This window comes from Mycobacterium sp. M23085, assembly GCF_045343915.1.
Taxonomy (GTDB): Bacteria; Actinomycetota; Actinomycetes; order Mycobacteriales; family Mycobacteriaceae; genus Mycobacterium.
Genome location: NZ_CP174280.1, coordinates 311,212 through 332,678, shown reverse-complemented (window position 1 = coordinate 332,678; position 21,467 = coordinate 311,212). Strand labels below are relative to the sequence as shown.

Genomic DNA, 21,467 nt, shown 5'->3' with positions numbered 1-21,467 from the left:
TGCGTGCCCTCACTACGCTACCGACTTCATAAGCCTGACAACGGGATTGAAACACACGACGCTCGGGGTCATGCACTTCGCCGAGCCCGATTCCGGGCCCAGCCCTCTACCGGCCGGTCAGAAACGACCAGTGGTACGAACCGTTCGGCTCATTCCGAAGCGAAATTTGGAGGACTTGTGACCGTCAACCCGTTCGACGATGACAGTGGCAGCTTTTTCGTCTTGATCAATGACGAAGACCAGCACAGCCTGTGGCCGGCGTTCGCCGATATCCCGGCCGGGTGGCAGATGGTTTATGGCGAAGCGGACCGCGCTGCCTGCTTGGAGTACATCGAACAGAACTGGGCCGACATACGGCCGAAGAGTCTGCGCGAGAGGCTGGCCGGTCGGTGGCTTTGATAGTTGAACCGTTCGGGCGGCCGACTGATCGGGATTACCAGGCATATCCGCTGACACGCGGACAGCTAGATATTTGGCTTGCCCAGGAAACGGGTCAACCCGGCACGGAGTGGCAGCTTGGCCTTTTCGTGAAAATCGAGGGCGCGGTTGAGCGTGATGCCCTCGAGTGGGCGATCCGGCGGGTAGTGCAGGAGGTCGAGCCGGGTAGGGCCGCCATCTGCGAGGCGGATGGCCAGGTTTTCCAACGGGTGATCGACTACCCGGATGTCGAGCTGGCCTGCTATGACCTGAGCGGCTCGCCGGATCCGGTGCACGAAGCCCATGAGATGGCCGCTTCCATCCAACGCACGCCGATGCCGCTCACTGGCCCGCTGTTCAAATTCGCTCTGTTTCGGACGCGGCCCCATGAATTCCACTTGTTCGCGTGCTGCCACCACATAGTGATAGATGGAACCGGCCTTGCGCTGGCCGGCCATCGAATCGCAGCCGTCTACTCCGCCATTGTTTCCGGCTTACCCATTCCTCCTGCCATTTTCGGCTCGCTGCAGGACTTGGTCGATTCCGAGGAAAGGTACGAAGCGTCTGACGATTATCTGGACGATCGGGCCTACTGGACTGCAAACCTTCCGGCGGAAAACGGATCACAATATCGGCTGCCCCAAGCCGCCGGCGAACACGATCCGGGTCGTCCTTCCGCGCCGGTTCGGCTGGACAGCGTAATCCTTCGCCGGGTTTATGAATTGTCCCGAGCCTGGAACGTACCTCGGTCATCCGTCCTCACCGCGGCGTGCGCACTTTTAATGCGCGGGTGGTGCGCTGAGGACTCGGAGGTGGTATTCGATTTCCCAGTCAGCAGGCGAGTAAGTCCCGATTCAAAGACGCTTCCCGGGATGCTTGCCGGGGTCGTGCCGCTGGTATTAAAGGTCTCGCCGGATTCGACCGTTGCTGATTTTTGTCAACACGTTGATACCCGGATTCGGGAAGCGTTGGAGCATCAAAGGTTTCCGGTGCAGGCCCTTGAGCGCAAAATCCATGCGCGGGGACTGGGGCAGCCAGCCGGCAGGGTGAGCGTTAATTTTCTGCCGTCCAGTTTTACCCTGTCCTTCGGTGGCGCCCGGGCGTCGGCGTCATACACCAATCTCGGCCACCGGGGCGGCTTTGGCTTGACCTTCTCGGGCGACGGTGACGCGCTCTTCCTCGGCACGGCCGGTACCGCGCAGCTGTTTTCGAATATCGACGTCTCCGACCTGGCGCGGCGGCTGCAGCGGGTATTGATGGCGATGACCGCCGACCCGGGGCGGCGGTTGTCGTCGGTGGATGTGCTGGATGCCGACGAGCCCGCCCGCTTGGAGGGCTGGGGTAATCGGGCGGTGCTGACCCGGCCCGCACCGCGGTCGGTGTCGGTTCCGGTGGTGTTCGCTGACCGGGCGGCCCGCGCCCCCGAGGCGGTGGCGATCAGTTTCGCGGGCGCCGCCCTGACGTACCGGGAACTCGAGGAGGCCGCGAACCGGTTGGCGCACTTGCTGACCGAGCGGGGTGTGGGGCCGGGGCAGTGTGTGGCGTTGCTACTGGAGCGCTCGGCGCAGGCCGTCGTGGCGATGCTGGCGGTGCTCAAGGCTGGTGCGGCGTACCTGGCGATCGACCCGGCGCTGCCGGCCGCACGCATCGGGTTCATGTTCACCGACGCCGCCCCGACCGCAGTCATCACTACCGCGGACCTACGCGGGCGGCTGGACGGGTGCGATGTGGCGGTCATCGATGTCAACGATCCTGCGGTGGACAATCAGCCCAGCGCGGCACCACCGGCGCCGGACCCGCAGGACATCGCTTACTTGATCTACACCTCGGGCACGACAGGTGTGCCCAAGGGTGTGGCGGTCACCCACCACAACTTGGTCCATTTGGCGGACTCGCCGCCCTCGGACCTGCCGTCGGTGCAGGTGTGGACGCAGTGCCATTCGTATGCTTTCGACTTTTCGGTGTGGGAGATCTGGGCGGCTTTGCTCGGTGGTGGCCGGCTGGTGGTCGTACCCGACGAGGTGGTCGGCTCGCCGGACGATTTCCACACGTTGCTGGTCGATGAACACGTCAATGTGCTCACCCAAACCCCGTCGGCGGCGGCCGCACTGTGCCCGCAGGGGTTGGAGTCGGTGGCGTTGCTGCTCGGCGGTGAGGCCTGCCCGGCCGAGGTGGTGGATGCGTGGGCACCGGGGCGGGTGGTGATCAACGCTTATGGCCCCACCGAGGCCACGGTGTACGCGTCGATGAGCGCGCCACTGGGCGCGGGCTCGGGTGTGGTGCCGATCGGCGCGCCGGTAGCGACCGCCGCGGTGTTCGTCCTCGACGGGTGGTTGCGCCCGGTGCCGCCTGGGGTCGTCGGCGAGTTGTATGTGGCCGGTCGCGGCGTGGCGTGTGGGTATGTGGGCCGGGCTGCGTTGACCGGGTCGCGGTTTGTGGCGTGCCCGTTCGCCGGGTCCGGACAGCGGATGTATCGCACCGGGGATCTGGTGTGGTGGGGTGCTGATGGGCAGCTGCAGTATCTGGGCCGCGCCGACGAGCAGGTCAAGGTCCGGGGCTATCGCATCGAGCTCGGTGAAATCCGCGCGGCACTGGCCGGGTTGGATGGGGTGGAGCAGGCGGTGGTGGTCGTCCGTGAGGACCGTCCGGGCGATAAGCGTCTGGTGGGCTATGTCGTCGGGACCGCCGACCCGGCCGAGCTGCGTAGCGCGCTGGCCGAGCGGTTGCCGGAGTATATGGTTCCGTCCGCGGTGGTGGTGCTGGACGCGCTGCCGTTGACGGTCAGCGGCAAGCTCGATGCCCGTGCGCTGCCGGCACCCGAGTACGCCTCGGGGGAAGGCTATCGCGCCCCGGGTACCGCGACCGAGGAGATCCTGGCCGGCATCTACGCCCAGGTGCTCGGGCTCGAGCGGGTCGGTGTCGACGATTCCTTCTTCGATCTGGGCGGGGATTCGTTGTCCGCGATGCGCCTGGTCGCCGCGGTCAACGCCGGCCTGGATGCCCACCTGGCGGTGCGGACCGTGTTCGAGGCGCCCACCGTGGCCCAACTAGCGCCCCACATCAACGCCGATGGAGCCGGGCGCGAGCCGTTGGTGGCCGTTGAGCGGCCTGCGGTGGTGCCGTTGTCGTTCGCCCAGCAGCGCTTGTGGTTCATCGACCAGTTGCAGGGGCCTTCGCCGATCTACAACATGGCGACGGCGTTACGCCTGAGCGGACGGCTCGATGCCGACGCGTTGAGTGCGGCATTGACCGATGTGGTTGCTCGTCACGAGAGCCTGCGCACCCTGTTCGCGGCGCCCGAGGGCATACCCCAGCAGATGGTTATTCCCATGGAGCGGGCCGACTTCGGCTGGGACGTCATCGATGCCACGGGCTGGTCGATAACACAGCTGGATGAGGCCATCGAGGCGGCGGCTTCCCACGCGTTTGATCTGACTACCGAAATCCCTTTGCGGGCAATACTTTTCCGTGTCGCCGACGACGAGCACGTGCTGGTGGCCGCGGTGCACCATATCGCTGCCGACGGCGTGTCGATGGCCCCGCTGGTGGCTGATCTCGGGGTGGCCTATGCCAGCCGGTGTGCGGGGCAAGCCCCCGGTTGGGCGCCGCTGCCGGTGCAGTATGCCGATTACACGCTGTGGCAGCGTGTGCAATTCGGTGATCTGGCCGACACCGATAGCCCGATCGCGGCCCAGCTGGCGTATTGGGAGCAGGCCCTGGCCGGGATGCCCGAGCGGCTGGCGTTGCCCACTGATCGGCCGTATCCGGCGGTGGCCGATTACCGCGGGGCCAGTGTGGTCGTGGATTGGCCGGCCGGACTGCAGCGGCAAATTCGCCGGGTGGCGCGTGAGCACAACGCGAGCAGCTTCATGGTGATCCAGGCGGCGCTGGCGGTGTTGCTGTCCAAGCTCAGCGCCAGTCCTGATGTGGCGGTGGGGTTCCCGATCGCCGGGCGTGGTGATCCCGCACTCGATGAGCTGGTGGGCTTTTTCGTCAACACCTTGGTGCTGCGCGTCGATCTGACCGGCGATCCAAGCATCGCCGAGCTGTTGGCTCAGGTGCGCGGGCGCAGCCTGGCCGCCTACGAGCACCAGGATGTGCCCTTTGAGGTGCTGGTGGAGCGACTCAACCCGACCCGGTCGCTGAATCATCATCCGCTGGTGCAGGTGATGTTGGCCTGGCAGAACTTCGCCGGGGACCCCACCGCCGGGTTGGTGTTGGGTGATGTGCAGATCAGCCCGGTGCCGGTGGACATGCGCACCGCGCGGATGGATCTGACGTTTTCGTTGGGCGAATGCTGGAGTGAGGCCGGGGAGCCCGCCGGGATCGGCGGGACGGTGGAGTTCCGCACCGACGTGTTCGACACCCGAAGCATCGAAACGCTGATCGAGCGGTTGCAGCGGGTGCTGGCGGCCTTGACCGCCGATCCCAGCCGGCGGTTGTCGGCGGTGGATGTGCTCGATACCGATGAGCATGCCCACCTGGACGACATCGGTAACCGGGCGGTGTTGGCCCGGACGGTGTCAACCGGGGCGTCAATTCCCGCGGCGTTTGCCGCCGAAGTCATGCGTGCGCCCGAAGCGCTGGCGGTGACGTTCGAAGACCACTCGATGAGCTACCGGGAGCTCGATGAGGCGTCAAACCGGTTGGCGCACCGGCTGATCGCTCTGGGCGCCGGCCCCGCGCAGTGTGTGGCGCTGTTGTTGCCGCGCTCGGCCGAGGCGGTCGTGGCGATCATGGCGGTGCTCAAAACCGGGGCGGCGTATCTGGCACTCGACCCGGCCCACCCGGCGGCGCGGATGCAGTTCATGGTTGCCGATGCCGCACCGATCGCCGCGATCACTAATGCCGAGTTGGCCGGTCGCTTGGATGAGCGCCAATTGCCGGTCATTGATCTCGATGACCCTCGCATCCTCGGCTACCCGTGCACCGGGTTGCCGGCGCCGGCGCCCGAGGAGATCGCCTACCTGATCTACACCTCGGGCACCACCGGGGTGCCCAAGGGCGTGGCCATCCCTCACCACAACGTGACTCGGCTGCTGCGGGCACTAGACGCTGATCTGGAGCTGTCGCCGCAGCAAGTGTGGTCGCAGTGTCATTCCTATGCCTTTGACTTCTCAGTGTGGGAGATCTTTGGTGCGCTGCTGCATGGCGGGCGGCTGGTGGTGGTGCCCGACGCGGTCGTTCGTTCACCGGAAGACCTGCGCGCGTTGCTGATTGCTGAGCAGGTCGGCGTATTGAGTCAGACGCCGTCGGCGTTTTACGCGCTGCAAGCCGCCGATGCTCGGGCACCGGAGTCCGACGATGGGCTCAAGCTGCAGACGGTGGTGTTCGGCGGTGAGGCGCTCGAACCCCAGCGCCTTGGCGTATGGCTGGGCAAGCACCCGGAATTTCCGCGGCTGATCAATATGTATGGCATCACCGAGACGACGGTGCATGCCTCGTTCCGCGAGATCGGCCAGGCCGACGTCGACCGCGATGTCAGCCCGATCGGGGTGCCATTGGCGCACCTGGGCTTTTTCGTGTTGGATGCGTCGTTGCATCCGGTGCCGGCCGGCGTGGTCGGGGAGCTGTATGTGGCCGGCGGCGGGCTCGCCTATGGATACGTGGGACGGGCTTCTTTGACGGCGTCTCGGTTTGTTGCGTGCCCGTTCGCCGGGGCGGCCGCGTCGGGACAGCGGATGTATCGCACCGGGGACCTCGTGACTTGGGGGGCCGACGGGCAGCTGCGGTATCTGGGTCGCGCCGACGAGCAGGTCAAGATCCGCGGCTATCGCATTGAGCTCGGCGAAATCCAGGCCGCGCTGGCCCGGCTGTCCGGTGTGGAACAGGCGGTGGTGATCGCCCGCGAGGACCGCCCCGGCGACAAACGGTTGGTGGGCTATGTGATCGGGACCGCCGATCCGGCCGGGCTGCGTAGCGCGCTGGCCGAGCGGCTTCCCACCTACATGGTCCCGGCGGCGGTGGTGGTGTTGGACGCGTTGCCGTTGACGGTCAACGGCAAACTCGATACCCGCGCGCTGCCGGCACCCGAATACACGTCGGGCGACGGCTATCGCGCCCCGGGCACCGCGACTGAGCAGATCCTGGTCGGCATCTACGCCCAGGTGCTCGGGCTCGAGCGGGTCGGTGTCGATGATTCGTTCTTCGACCTGGGCGGCGATTCGCTGTCGGCGATGCGGGTGATTGCCGCGGTCAACAGCGCCCTGGATGCTCATCTTGCGGTGCGCACCGTGTTCGAGGCGCCCACGGTGGCTCAGTTGGCTCCCCGCATTGGCGGGGATGGGGGCGGGCGCACGCCGTTGGTGGCCACCGCGCGACCGGCAGCAGTGCCGTTGTCGTTTGCCCAGCAGCGGTTGTGGTTCCTGGACCGGTTCGAGGGCGGGGTGGCGACCTACAACATGCCGACCGCGTTCCGGATCAGCGGGGAGTTGGATGTCGAGGCATTGTGCGCGGCCCTGGATGATGTGATCGCGCGTCACGAGTCGCTGCGTACCGTATTTCCCGACATCGATGGGGTGCCGTTGCAGCAGGTGCTGCCGGCCGCCGCGGGGATGTGGCGGCGTGGCGACGCGGTCGTAATGTCGTTGACCGAGCAGGATGTGGCCGCTGAGTTGGTGGCGCTGGCGGGGCACCGGTTCGATTTGTCGGCCGAGATCCCGATGCGGGCCCAGATCTATGCGGTGGGTCCCCAGCAGCATGTGGTGGGAATTGTGGTGCACCACATAGCCTTTGACGGTTGGTCACTGGCTCCGATGGCCAGGGATATCGGCCAGGCGTATCGGGCGCGCCGACAGGGCCGGGCCCCGCAGTGGGCGCCGTTGCCGGTGCAGTACGCCGATTACACACTGTGGCAACAGGGTTGGTTGGGCGTCGAGTCCGATCCCGACAGTCTGATCGCCAGCCAGCTGGCGTATTGGCGCCAGCAGTTGGCCGATCTGCCCGAGGTCGTCTCACTGCCGCCGGATCGGGCGCGCCCGCCGGTACCCAGCTACCGCGGCGATGAGGTGGACATGCACCTCGACCCCCGGCTGTGGGCGGGTATCAAGGCGTTGGCGGCGGCGCACAACGCGACCGTCTCGATGGTGTTGCAGGCGGCCATGGTCGTCGTGCTCCACCGGGCCGGGGCCGGCGAGGACGTCACGATGGGCACCCCGATCGCCGGGCGGATGGATGCGGCGCTCGATGAGCTGGTCGGGTTCTTCGTCAACACCTGGGTGTTGCGGGTGGGGGTCAACTCTGCACAGCGGTTCAGCGAGGTACTCGAGCAGGTGCGCCAAAAGGCGCTGGATGCCTACAGCAACCAGGACGTGCCGTTCGAGCTGCTGGTCGAGCAGCTCAACCCGGTGCGCTCCGCCTCGCATCATCCGCTGTTTCAGGTGGCCACCGTCCTGCAGAACAACGCGCGGCCCGATATCGCGCTGGACGGGGTTAGCGTCGAGCCGCTGATGGTCGGCACCCGCACCGCCAAATTCGACATCGATATCCAACTGAGCGAAGTGCCCGGCGAGGATGTCGGTGCGCCGATGGCCGCCGGGGTGTTGACCTATGCCACGGACCTCTACGACCGGGCCAGCATCGAGCGGTTGGTCGACTGGTTTGACCGGGTGATCGAGGCGGTTGTGGCCGATGCTTCGGTGACGGTGGGTGAGGTGTCGCTGCTGGATTGCGATGAGCGTGATCTGGTGCTGTCGGACTGGTCGGGTGCCGGGAGGACCGCGCCGGTGGGGCTGGCGCAGCACGTGTTGGCGGCGGCGGTGGCCACCGATGCCGACGCGATTGCGGTCATCGACGGTGGCCGGGCGGTGTCGTACCGCGAGCTTGATCAATGGTCGACGCGGTTGGCGCGGGTGCTGATCGAGGCCGGCGTGGGTCCCGAGCGCGCGGTGGGCGCGGCGATGGGTCGGTCTGCGGAATTGGTCGTGGCCTGGTGGGCGGTGCTCAAGGCCGGTGGGGTGTATGTGCCAGTGGATCCGACCCATCCGGTGGAGCGCATCGCGGCGGCACTCGACACGGTGGACGCGGTGTGTGTATTGACCTGCAGCGCCGACACGGTAGCCGGGGCGGGCCCGGTGCTGCGCATCGATGATCTGGACCTGACCGGGTACGGCGCGGATCCGATCACCGACGCCGACCGGCTGGCGCCCCTGAGGGTGGATAACACCGCGTACGTGATCTTCACGTCGGGGTCCACCGGCGTGCCCAAGGGGGTGGCGGTCAGCCACGCCGGCCTGCTGGGGGTCGCGGCCGCGCACCATGAGGTGTTCGGGTTGGGTGCGGACGCGCGGGTGTTGATGGTGGCCGCGCCGACCTTTGATGCCTCGATCTTTGAATGGTTGCTGGCGGCGGCGTCGGGCGCGGCCTTGGTCGTGGCGTCCGCAGACGTGTATGCCGGGGAGGCGTTGACCGCGTTGATGCACGCCGAGCGGGTCAGCGCGGCGCTGTTAACACCGACGGTGCTGTCGTCGTTGGATCGGGCCCGGCTCGACGGACTTCGGACGCTGATCACCGGCGGGGAGGCATGCCCGGGGGAGACGGTGGCGGCCTGGGCGGCGGATCGGCGGATGTTCAACGCCTATGGGCCCAGCGAGGCCACCATCTGGGTTACCTGCGCACCGCTGGTGGCGGGGGAGCCGGTGCGCATCGGTGCCCCGCTGGCCGGGGTGTGCGCGCTGGTGCTGGATGCGCGGCTGAACCCGGCCCCGATCGGGGTCGTCGGCGAGTTGTATCTTGCAGGGCCCGCGGTGGCGCACGGTTATGTGGGCCGGACCGGGCTGACCGCGGAACGGTTCGTGGCCAATCCTTTTGGCCAGCCCGGCGCGCGGATGTATCGCACCGGCGATCTGGTCCGCTGGACCGCGGAGGGCGCCCTGGATTACTTAGGCCGGGCTGACACCCAGGTGAAACTGCGCGGACAGCGCATGGAGCTGGGCGAGATCGAAAACACCCTGCTGGCCTGCCCGCAGGTCACCCAGGCCGCGGCCGTTATGCATCACGGCGACAACGGATCTCACCTGGTCGCGTACGTGACCTTCGAGCACGCCGCCTCCGCCGCCGCCGATGACGACGCCGAAATCGTGGACCAGTGGCAACACATCTACGACGACCTCTACGACGCTGAAATCGATGCGCCGGAGTTCGGCATGGATTTCCGTGGCTGGAACAGCAGCCTGACCGGTGAACCGATTCCGCTCGAAGAGATGGTGCAGTGGCGGTCGGCCACGGTGGACCGGATACTGGCTCTGCGGCCGCGGCGGGTGCTGGAGCTCGGTGTGGGTTCGGGTCTGGTGTTGTCCCAGATCGCCCCGGCGTGTGCCGAGTATTGGGGGACGGACTTTTCGGCTCCCACGATCCACAAACTGCAGGCGGCGGTGGCCGCGCAGTCGTGGGGGGATCGGGTGCGGCTGCGGGTGCAGGCCGCCGATGTGGCCGAGGGGTTGCCCGAGGGCCACTTCGATGTGGTGGTGCTCAATTCGGTGGTCCAGTACTTCCCGAGCGCGGACTATCTGCGCGACGTGATGGCCGTGGCGATGCGGCTGCTTGCCCCGGGCGGGGCGTTGTTCATCGGCGACGTGCGCAACCACAGCCTGCAGGGCGCCTTTCAGACCGGCATCGCGCTGGCCCGCACCGACGCAACCGACGCCGCTGAGATTCGTCAACGTGTTCAGCGCGCCGTGCTCGGCGAAGCCGAATTGCTGTTGGCCCCAGAGTTTTTCACCACCTGGGTCGCCGACCAGCCGTCGGTGGCCGGTCTCGACATCGAAGTCAAACGCGGAATGGCCGACAACGAACTCAACCGGTACCGCTACGACGTCAGCATCCACAAAACCCCGGCACCGGTGCGCTCAATGGCCACCGCGGACAACTGGGCGTGGGCTGACTGCGCGGGCCTGGGTGGGCTGCGCGACCGCTTGATATCTCAACGTCCCAACATTGTCCGGGTCACCGAGATCCCCCGCGCCGGCTTGATCAGCGACGTCCACATCGAACACGCCCTGGCCGCCGGGCTGCCCCTAGCTGACGCACTGGCGCATGCCGATGACGCCGATGCCGTTGTCCCCGAACAACTACACGGCCTTGGTGAGACCGCCGGATATAGCGTCGCGGTCACCTGGGGCGCGCAACCGGGCACCGTGGATGCCGTGTTCATCGCGGTAGCTTGCGCTGGGAACACCCCACCGCTGACCGATCTGTATCTGCCACCTGATGGGGTCCACCAACGCAGCACCCACGCCAATGACCCCCAGACCAACGCCAAGGTCACCGCGGTGCGTCAGCAGTTGAGCGCGTGGTTGCCCGAATACGTGGTGCCCACGCACATCGTGGTGCTCGACGAGTTCCCGATGACGTCCTCGGGCAAGATCGACCGTAAGGCCTTGCCGGCACCCGTGTATCAGGGCGCCGATCGTTATCGCGCGCCGAGTACCCCCACCGAGGAGGCCCTGGCCAGCATCTACGCCGAGGTGCTGGGGATAAACAAAGTCGGCGTCGACGACTCGTTCTTCGATTTGGGTGGGGATTCACTGTCGGCGATGCGCGTAATCGCCGCGGTCAATACGAGTTTGGATGCCGATCTTTCGGTGCGTGCGCTGTTCGAGGCGCCCACGGTGGCCCAGTTGGCGCTCCGCATCGGTCAGGGTGGCGGCCTGGAGCCGCTGGTGCCGGTGGAGCGGCCGGCGGTGGTGCCGTTGTCGTTTGCCCAGAGCCGGATGTGGTTTATCCACCAATTGCAGGGGCCCTCACCGCTTTACAACGTGGTGGTGCCGTTGCGGCTGAGCGGACCCCTGGATGCCGAGGCGCTGGCTGCGGCGCTGGCCGATGTGGTGGGCCGCCATGAGAGCTTGCGCACCGTGTTCCCCGCGGTCGAGGGGGTACCCCGACAGGTGGTGATCCCGGCAGAGCAGGCCGATTTCGGCTGGGGCGTCACTGATGCCACCGGGTGGACGGCAGACCGGCTGGGTGAAGCCGTCGGCGCCGCGGTGCACTACGAGTTTGACTTGGCGACCGAGATCCCGTTACGGGCAAGGCTTTTCCGTGTCGCCGACGACGAACACGTGCTGGTGGCCGTGGTGCATGAAATCGCCGCCGATGGCTGGTCGACGACCCGGCTGGTGCGTGACCTGGGTGTGGCCTATGCCAGCCGGTGCGCGGGGCGGGCTCCGGACTGGGCGCCATTGCCGGTGCAGTATGTCGATTACACGCTGTGGCAGCGGGCCCAGTTCGGTGATCTCGACGACAGTGACAGCCGCATCGCCGCGCAGCTGGCCTATTGGGAGCAAACGCTGGCCGGGATGCCCGAACGGACGCAGCTGCCCACCGATCGGCCCTATCCGCCTGTGGCGGATCACCGCGGCGCCAGGGTGGCGGTGGACTGGCCGGCGCACCTGCAACAGCAGATTGCCCGGGTGGGCCGCGAGCACAACGCGACCGGTTTCATGGTGACCCAGGCCGCGCTGGCGGTGCTGCTGTCCAAGCTCAGCGCCAGCACCGATGTGGCAGTGGGATTCCCGATCGCCGGGCGGCGCGATCCCGCTCTCGATGAGCTGGTGGGCTTTTTCGTCAACACCCTGGTGCTGCGCGTCGATCTGGCCGGCGATCCCACCGTGGCCGAGCTGCTGGCCCAGGTGCGAGCACGCGGCCTGGCCGCCTACGAGCACCAGGATGTGCCCTTCGAGGCGCTGGTGGAGCGGCTCAATCCCACCCGGTCGTTGGCCCATCACCCCCTGATCCAGGTGGTGTTCGCCTGGAACAACTTCCCCGGGCAAGTCGATGACTCCGAGAACGGGCTGAGTTTGGGTGATCTGCAGATCACCCCCCTGGGCGGGGACACCCAGACCGCGAAAATGGATGTGGTCTTCTTCCTCAAGGAACGCTGGACCGAGGCCGGTGAGCCCGCCGGGATCGGCGGGACGGTGGAATTCCGCACCGACGTGTTCGATACCGAAACCATCCAGGCGTTGGTTGAGCGGTTGCAGCGGGTGTTGATGGCGATGACCACCAACCCCACCCGGCGGCTCTCGTCGGTGGATCTGCTCGACGAGGGTGAGCACGCCCGGCTCGATGAGATCGGCAACCGGGCGGCGTTGACCGAGCCGGTGAGCAAGCCGGTGTCGATTCCGGTGCTGTTCGCCGCGCAGGTGGCCCGCGCCCCACAGGCGGTGGCGGTGACCTGCGACGGCCGCTCCTTGACGTATCGGGAGTTGGAGGAGGCAGCAAATCGGTTGGCGCATCTGCTGGCCGACCAGGGGGTGGGCCCGGGACATTGTGTGGCGCTGCTGTTTTCGCGGTCGGTCGAGGCGATCGTGGCGATCCTGGCGGTGCTCAAGACAGGGGCGGCCTATTTGCCCGTCGACCCGGCGGCGCCGGCGGAGCGGATCGGATTTTTGCTCGACGATGCTGGGCCGATCGCCGCGATCACCACGGCCTCCCTGCGGGCGCGGCTGGACGGGCATGAGCTGCTCGTCATCGACATCGACGATCCCAGCATGGACACCTACCCGTGCACGGGCGTGCCGGAGCCGGCCCCCGACGATATCGCCTACTTGATTTACACCTCGGGCACCACGGGGGTGCCCAAGGGCGTGGCGATCACCCATCACAACCTCACCCAGCAATTGGAATCATTGAACGCCGGCCTGCCGCCGGAACGGGTGTGGACGCAGTGCCATCCCTATGTCTTTGACTTCTCGGTCTGGGAGATCTGGGGTGCGTTGTTGCACGGTGGGCGACTGGTGGTGGTGCCTGAGTCGGTGAGCGGTTCACCGCAAGACTTTCACGCCTTGATGGTGGCTGAGCAGGTCAGCGTGTTAACCCAGACCCCGTCGGCGGTGGCGGCGTTGCCAATGGAGGGGCTGGAGTCGGTAGCCCTGCTGGTGGGTGGTGAGGCGTGTTCGGCCGAGGTGGTGGATCGGTGGGCGCCGGGTCGGGTGATGGTCAATGCCTATGGCCCGACCGAGGTCACGATATATGCGGCGATGAGCGCGCCCCTGGTAGCGGGGTCGGGTGTGGTGCCTATCGGTGCGCCGGTGGCCGGGGCGGCGCTGTTCGTGCTCGATGGCTGGTTGCACCCTGTGCCGGCCGGGGTGGTCGGGGAGTTGTATGTGGCCGGCGGGGGGCTGGCGATTGGGTATGTGGGTCGGTCGGGGTTGACCGGCTCGCGGTTTGTGGCGTGCCCGTTCGCCGGGTCCGGGCAGCGGATGTATCGCACCGGGGATCTGGTGCGGTGGGGTGCCGATGGGCAGTTGCGGTATGTGGGGCGTGCCGATGAGCAGGTCAAGATCCGCGGCTATCGCATCGAGCTCGGGGAAGTGCGCGCTGCACTGGCCGGGTTGGCCGGGGTGGAGCAGGCGGTGGTCATCGCCCGCGAGGATCGCCCCGGCGACAAGCGCCTGGTCGGCTATGTCACCGGGACCGCGCAGCCGGCCGAGCTGCGCACACAGTTGGCTGAGCGGTTGCCGGAGTATATGGTGCCGGCCGCGGTGGTGGTGCTGGACGCGCTGCCGTTGACTTCCAACGGCAAACTCGACACCCGCGCTTTGCCGGCGCCGGAGTACCAGAATGCCGGTTATCGCGCCCCGGTGAGCCCGGTCGAGGAGATTTTGGCCGGCGTGTTCGCCGAGGTACTCGGGCTCGAGCGGGTCGGGGTCGATGACTCGTTCTTCGATCTGGGTGGGGATTCGTTGTTGGCGATGCGCCTGGTCGCCGCGATCGAAACGGGTCTGGGTGCCGAGCTTGCGGTGCGTGCGGTGTTCGAGGCGCCCACAGTGTCCCAGTTGGCGCTGCGTGTGGGTGTCGATGAGGGGCGGCGTCAGCCGTTGGTGGCTCTTGAGCGGCCTGCGGTGGTGCCGTTGTCGTTTGCCCAGCAGCGGTTGTGGTTTATCGATCAGTTGCTGGGGCCCTCACCGATCTACAACATGGCGGCGGCGTTGCGGCTCAGTGGGCGCCTGGATGCCCAGGCGTTGGGTGCGGCGTTGGCCGATGTGGTGGCCCGCCAAGAAAGCCTGCGCACCCTGTTCGTCGCCCCCGACGGGATACCCCAGCAGCTGGTGCTGCCCGCCGAGCGGGCCGACTTCGGCTGGGACATCGTGGATGCCAGCGGCTGGCCGGAGTCTCGGCTGCGTGAGGTGATCGAGGCGGCAGCGCGCGACCCGTTTGACCTGACCAGTGAGATTCCGTTGCGGGCAAGGCTTTTCCGCGTCGCCGACGAGGAGCATGTGCTGGTGGCGGTGCTGCACCATATCGCCGGTGACGGCTTGTCGATGGCCCCGTTGGTGGCCGATCTGGGGGTGGCCTATGCCAGCCGCTGTGCCGGGCGAGCACCCGGTTGGGCGCCGTTGCCGGTGCAGTATGCCGATTACACGCTGTGGCAGCGCGCGCAGCTTGGGGACGTGGCCGACGCCGACAGCCCGATCGCTGCGCAGTTGGCCTATTGGGAGCAGGCGCTGGCTGGGCTGCCCGAGCGGTTGGCGTTGCCCACCGATCGGCCGTATCCGCCGGTGGCCGATTACCGCGGCGCCAGTGTGATGGTGGACTGGCCGGCCGAGCTGCAGCAGCAGGTTGCTCGGGTGGCCCGTGAGCACAACACGACCAGCTTCATGGTGGTCCAGGCCGCGCTGGCGGTGTTGTTGGCCAAGCTCAGCGACAGCTCTGATGTGGCGATCGGTTTCGCGATCGCCGGGCGTGATGATCCCGCACTTGATGGGTTGGTGGGCTTTTTCGTCAACACGCTGGTGCTGCGCGTCGATGTTGCCGGTGACCCCACGGTGGCCGAGCTGTTGGATCGGGTGCGGGGACGCAGCCTGGCCGCCTACGAGAACCAGGACGTGCCTTTCGAGGTGTTGGTGGAGCGGCTCAACCCGACCCGAAGCCTGGCCCATCACCCGCTGGTGCAGGTGTTGTTGGCCTGGCAGAACTTCGCCCTTGACGACAATGCGGCAGGGTTGGCCCTGGGTGACTTGCAGGTCACGCCCCTGTCGGCGGACACCCAGGTTGCCCGGATGGACCTGACCTTGACGTTGGGCGAACGCTGGAACCCAGCCGGCGAGGCCGCCGGAATCGGCGGATCGATCGAGTTCCGCACCGACGTGTTCGACGCGGCCAGCATCCACACGCTTATCGCGCGGTTGGAGCGGGTGTTGATGGCGGTCACCGCCGAGCCATCCCGGTTGCTGTCATCGATCAATGTGCTTGACGAAACCGAGCGGGCCCGGCTCGATGAGATCGGGAACCGGGCGGCGTTGACCGCGCCGGCAAGTACGCCGGTGTCGATTCCAGCCCTCTTCGCTGAGCGGGTGGTCCGGACACCGGATGCGGTGGCGGTGACCTTCGAAGGCCGCTCGTTGACTTATCGGGAGCTGGATGCGGCGTCGAATCGGTTGGCGCATCTGCTGGTCGATCATGGTGCGGGCCCGGGGCAGTGTGTGGCGCTGCTGTTTTCGCGTTGCGCCGAGGCGATTGTGGCGATGGTGGCGGTGCTTAAGACCGGGGCGGCGTATCTGCCGATCGACCCGGCCCATCCCGCGGCGCGGATCGGGTTCATGGTTGGTGATGCCACACCGATCGCTGCGCTGACCACCACCGAACTCGCCGGGCGGCTTGATGGGCAGCAGGTGGCGGTCATCGACGTCGACGACGCGCGCATCCAGACATATCCGGACACCGGTTTGCCGGTACCGGATGCCGGCGATATTGCGTATCTGATTTACACCTCGGGCACCACTGGGGTGCCTAAAGGGGTGGCGATCACTCACCGCAACGTCACCGAGTTGATGGGGTCGTTGGGTCCGGATCTGGTTGGGCCCGAACAGGTGTGGTCGCAGTGGCATTCCTATAGCTTCGACATTTCGGGCTGGGAGATTTATGGTGCCCTGCTGCACGGGGGGCGGCTGGTGGTGGTGCCTGAGTCGGTGGCGGCCTGCCCGCAGGACTTGCACGCTTTGCTGATCGGTGAACGGGTCAGCGTGTTGTGTCTGACCCCCTCGGCGGCGGGGATGTTGTCCCCGCAGGGGCTGGAGTCGGTGGCGCTGCTGGTAGGTGGTGAGGCGTGTCCGGCTGAGCTGGTGCAGCGGTGGGCGCCTGGGCGGGTGATGATCAATGAATACGGCCCGACCGAGACCACGATGTGGGTGGCGTTGAGCGCGCCGCTGGCGGCGGGCTCGGGTGCCCCGCCGATCGGGTCGCCGGTTCCTAAGGCGGCGTTGTTCGTGCTCGATCAGTGGCTGCAACCGGTGCCGGTCGGGGTGATCGGGGAGTTGTATGTGGCCGGTCCTCAGCTGGGGTGTGGCTATGTGCGCCGGGCGGGGTTGACCGCGTCGCGGTTTGTGGCCTGCCCATTCGCAGCACCGGGGGCCCCGGGTCAGCGGATGTATCGCACCGGGGATTTGGTGAAGTGGGGCCCCGATGGGCAGCTGCAGTATCTGGGTCGCGCCGATGAGCAGGTCAAGGTCCGCGGCTATCGCATCGAGCTCGGTGAAATCCGGGCCGCCCTGGCCGCGCTCGACGGGGTGAACCAGGCGGCGGTGATCGCCCGTGAGGACCGCCCCGGCGATAAACGCCTGATCGGCTACATCACCGGGACCGCCGACCCGGTCGCGGTGCGCGCCGCACTGGCCCAGCGGCTGCCGGCCTACATGGTCCCCGCGGCGGTGGTGGGCATCGAGGCGCTGCCGTTGACGGTCAACGGCAAACTCGACACCCGGGCCCTGCCCGCACCCGACTACCGCGAGGCCGAGCACTACCGCGCCCCGGCTACTCCCACCGAGGAGATCCTGGCCGGCATCTACGCCCAGGTACTTGGCCTCGAACAGGTCGGGGTCGAGGACTCCTTCTTCGACCTGGGCGGAGACTCCCTTTCCGCGATGCGCCTGATCGCCGCCATCAACAAAACCCTGCACACCAGCCTCGCAGTACGCACCCTGTTCGAGGCGCCCACGGTGGCCCGGCTGGCGCCGCGTATCGGAGAAGCCGGGGGTGGCCTGGAGCCGTTGGTGGCGGTAGAGCGGCCTGCGGTGGTCCCGCTGTCGTTTGCCCAGCAGCGGTTGTGGTTTATCGACCAGTTGCAGGGGCCCTCACCGATGTACAACATGCCGGCGGCGTTGCGGCTCAGTGGGCGCCTTGATGCCGAGGCGTTGGGTGCGGCGTTGGCCGATGTGGTGGCTCGCCAAGAAAGCCTGCGCACCCTGTTCCCTGCGCCTGACGGGATACCCCAGCAGGTGGTTATCCCGGCCGAGCGGGCCGACTTCGGTTGGCAGGTCGTCGATGCCACCGGATGGCCGGCAAGCCGGCTGCACGAGGCCATCGGCGCGGCGGCGCGTCACCCGTTTGACCTGGCGACCGAGATCTCTTTGCGGGCAACGCTTTTCCGCGTCGGCGACGACGAGCACGTGCTGGTGGCCGTGGTGCACCATATCGCCGCCGACGGCTTGTCGATCACCCCGCTGGTGGCTGATTTAGGGGTGGCCTATGCCAGCCGGTGTGCGGGGCAAGCCCCGGGTTGGGCGGCGTTGGCGGTGCAGTATGTCGATTACACGCTGTGGCAGCGTGCGCAGCTGGGTGATCTGGCCGATAGCCATAGCCGCATCGCCGGCCAGCTGGCCTACTGGGAGCAGGCGCTGGCCGGGCTGCCCGAGCGGCTGATGCTGCCCACCGATCGGCCGTATCCGCCGGTGGCCGATTACCGCGGGGCCAATGTGGTCGTGGACTGGCCGGCCGAGCTGCAGCAGCAGGTGGCTCGGGTGGCCCGGGCGCACAACGCGACCAGTTTCATGGTGGTCCAGGCCGCCCTGGCGGTGTTGCTGGCCAAGCTCAGCGCAAGCTCAGACGTGGCGGTCGGGTTCGCGATCGCGGGACGACGCGACCCGGCGCTGGAGGAGTTGGTGGGGGTTTTCGTCAACACCCTGGTGTTGCGAGTGGAGGTGGCCGGCGATCCCACGGTGGCTGAGCTGCTGGCTCAGGTCCGAGCGCGCAGCCTGGCCGCCTACGAGCACCAGGATGTGCCCTTCGAGGTGTTGGTGGAGCGGCTCAATCCTGCCCGAAGCCTGGCCCATCAGCCGCTGGTGCAGGTGGCCTTGGCCTGGCAGAACTTCGTCCAGGAGGGCGGCGCCCCCGCCGAGTTGGCCTTAGGTGATCTACGGGTCACGCCGCTGTCCGCGGACACCCAGGTCGCCCGCACCGACCTGACATTTTCGTTGGGCGAACGCTGGAACCAGGCCGGTGAGCCCATCGGGATCGGCGGGTCGGTGGAGTTTCGCACCGACGTGTTTGACGCGGCCAGCATCGAGGCGCTGATCGCGCGGTTGCAGCGGGTGTTGCTCGCGGTCACCGCCGACCCGTCCCGGCGGCTCTCGTCGATCGATGTGCTGGTTGCGGAGGAATATGCCCGGCTGGATGAGATTGGCAACCGGGCGGTGTTGAGCGCGCCGGTGGGTACCCCGGCGTCGATTCCGGCGGTGTTCGCCGCGCAGGTCACCCGCGTACCACAGGCGGTGGCTATCAGCTGCGGCGGTCGCTCGATGACCTACCGAGAGCTCGACGAGGCGTCGAATCGGCTGGCACATCTGCTGGCCGGCCAGGGGGTGGGCCCGGGACAGTGTGTGGCGCTGCTGTTGAACCGTTCCGCCGCTGCGATCGTGGCGATCCTGGCGGTGCTCAAGACCGGGGCGGCCTATCTGCCGATCGACCCCGCGTTGCCGGCGGCCCGGATGCGGTTGATGGTTGCCGATGCAGCCCCGACGGCTGCGATCACGAGCACCGGGTTAGCCGATCGGCTGGACGGTGGTGCGCTGCCGGTCATCGATATCGACGACCCCCGCATCGCCAGCTACCCGTGCACGGGCTTGGCGGCGCCGGCCCCCGAGGACATTGCTTACATCATCTACACCTCGGGCACCACTGGAACCCCAAAGGGGGTCGCGGTCACCCACCACAACGTCACCCAGCTGCTGACCTCAGTGAACGCGCTGGAGGCACGTCTGCCGGTGGAGGGGGCGTGGGCGCTGTGTCATTCCTATGGGTTCGACACGTCGGTCTGGGAGATTTGCGGGGCCCTGCTGCACGGTGGGCGGTTGGTGGTGGTGCCCGACTCGGTGACACGCTCGGCGGAGGACTTCCACGCCTTGCTGGTCAGCGAACGCGTCAGCATGCTCGCCCAGACCCCCTCGGCGGCGGCGATGCTCTCCCCGGAGGGGTTGGAGTCGATGGCGTTGGTGGTGGGTGGCGAGGCGTGTCCGCCCGACGTGGTGGATCAGTGGGCGCCCGGGCGGGTGATGATCAACGCCTACGGCCCGACCGAGACCACGATTGTTGTGACGTTCAGCGCGCCGCTGACACCGGGGTCGGCGGTGGTGTCGATCGGTGGGCCGGTGCCGGGGGCGGCGTTTTTCGTGCTGGACAACTGGTTGCGGCCGGTGCCCGCGGGGGTGGTCGGTGAGTTGTATGTGGCCGGTGCCGGGGTGACGTGTGGGTATGTCGGCCGGGCTGCTCTGACCGCGTCGCGGTTTGTGGCCTGCCCGTTCGCCGGTGGGGAAGCGCCGGGGACACGGATGTATCGCACCGGGGATCTGGTGCGGTGGACCGCTGATGGGCAGCTGCAATATGTGGGGCGCGCCGATGATCAGGTCAAGGTCCGCGGGTACCGCATCGAGCTCGGTGAAATCCGCGCGGCGATAGCCGCCCTCGATGGGGTGGAGCAGGCGGTCGCGGTTGCCCGCGAGGACCGCCCCGGCGACAAGCGCCTGGTGGGGTATGTGACCGGGACAGCCGATCCGGCCGAGATTCGTGCGGCGTTGGCCGAGCGGCTGCCCGCCTACATGGTGTCGGCCGCGGTGGTGGTGATCGACGCGCTGCCGTTGACGGCCCTCGGCAAAGTCGACACCCGCGCTCTGCCGGCTCCCGAATACACCGATGGTCATCGTTACCGCGCCCCGAGCACCCCCACCGAAGAGATCCTGGCCGGCATCTACGCCCAGGTGCTCGGGCTCGAGCGGGTCGGAGTCGACGACTCATTCTTCGATCTAGGTGGGGATTCGCTGTCGGCGATGCGCGTGATCGCCGCGATCAACACCTGCCTGGACACAAACCTTGCGGTGCGCACATTGTTCCACGCGCCATCCGTTAGTAGCCTGAGCCAGCAGTTGGGCCAAAAAGCCGGCGAGGTGGAAGTAGTCCCCGTTGAGTTCCTCAAGGAGGGCACGGGTGCTCCGCTGTTCTGCATTCATCCTGCGGGTGGGGTGAGTTGGCCATATCAGGCTCTGGGTAATCACTTGCACTGCCCGATCATTGGAATTCAGCAAATCCCGCAAAATGGCGAGGCTGAACCCGCGTCAATCCGCGATATGGCCGAGAACTATGCCGACAGGATCCAGGGAGTTTATCCCACCGGGCCCTACAAACTTCTCGGCTGGTCTTTCGGAGGTGCCGTCGCCCATGAAATTGCCATCGAGCTTCAGCGACGCGGATGCGTCATCACACAACTGATCCTTCTCGACGCTCAACCAAGTGCCGACGGTAGCGTCGCTCTATCGGACGTCGGCGAAGCCGAAGTGCTGCAAGACGTCTTGCGGTACTGCAATATAGAAGTTCCCTATCAGGATGAGCCGCTCACCTATGAGCGGGCAGAAGAACTACTTCGCAACCGAGGAATCGTCGAATTACCTCGCTACAAACAGCTTCTGGATTCGGGTGTGCAAAACATCAACCGCAACGCGGCATTGTATCGAGCCCACGAACCCGGAGTCTTCGACGGGGATATCATCATATTCACTGCTGTGCGGGACGGGAGCGATAGCAGTTCGCCTCTTCTGCGACGTTGGCGACCTTATGTGACCGGCGACATCAACATCTACCCGATCGATTGCGCGCATCAAGAAATGCTGAGTATCGAATCGCTCAGCCTATATGGCCCACAACTCAAAGTTTCGCTGGAAGCTTAGGGTGGATCGCTGGTGAATGGAGAGTTACCTACGGAGCCGGTGAGGTATTTTTCGTCGCCGGCCGGACGGCGAAGGGCACCGCTACCGGATCTCGTCAAGTCCGGCGTCACGACCCTCAGGCCG

General features: G+C 66.8%; 2 protein-coding genes. Both read left to right on the top strand.

All coding sequences use genetic code 11. The annotated features are described in order from the left end of the window. Nucleotides 1-177 precede the first annotated feature (177 nt). Complete coding sequence (locus ACIUM1_RS01385; RefSeq protein ID WP_406815530.1) at nucleotides 178-399, top strand: MbtH family protein; 222 nt, start codon at nucleotides 178-180, stop codon at nucleotides 397-399. Next, nucleotides 390-21,344, top strand: coding sequence for a non-ribosomal peptide synthase/polyketide synthase (locus ACIUM1_RS01380; RefSeq protein ID WP_406815529.1), 20,955 nt, complete (start codon nucleotides 390-392; stop codon nucleotides 21,342-21,344). The genes ACIUM1_RS01385 and ACIUM1_RS01380 overlap by 10 nt, the downstream gene beginning before the upstream one ends. Nucleotides 21,345-21,467: the final 123 nt, after the last annotated feature.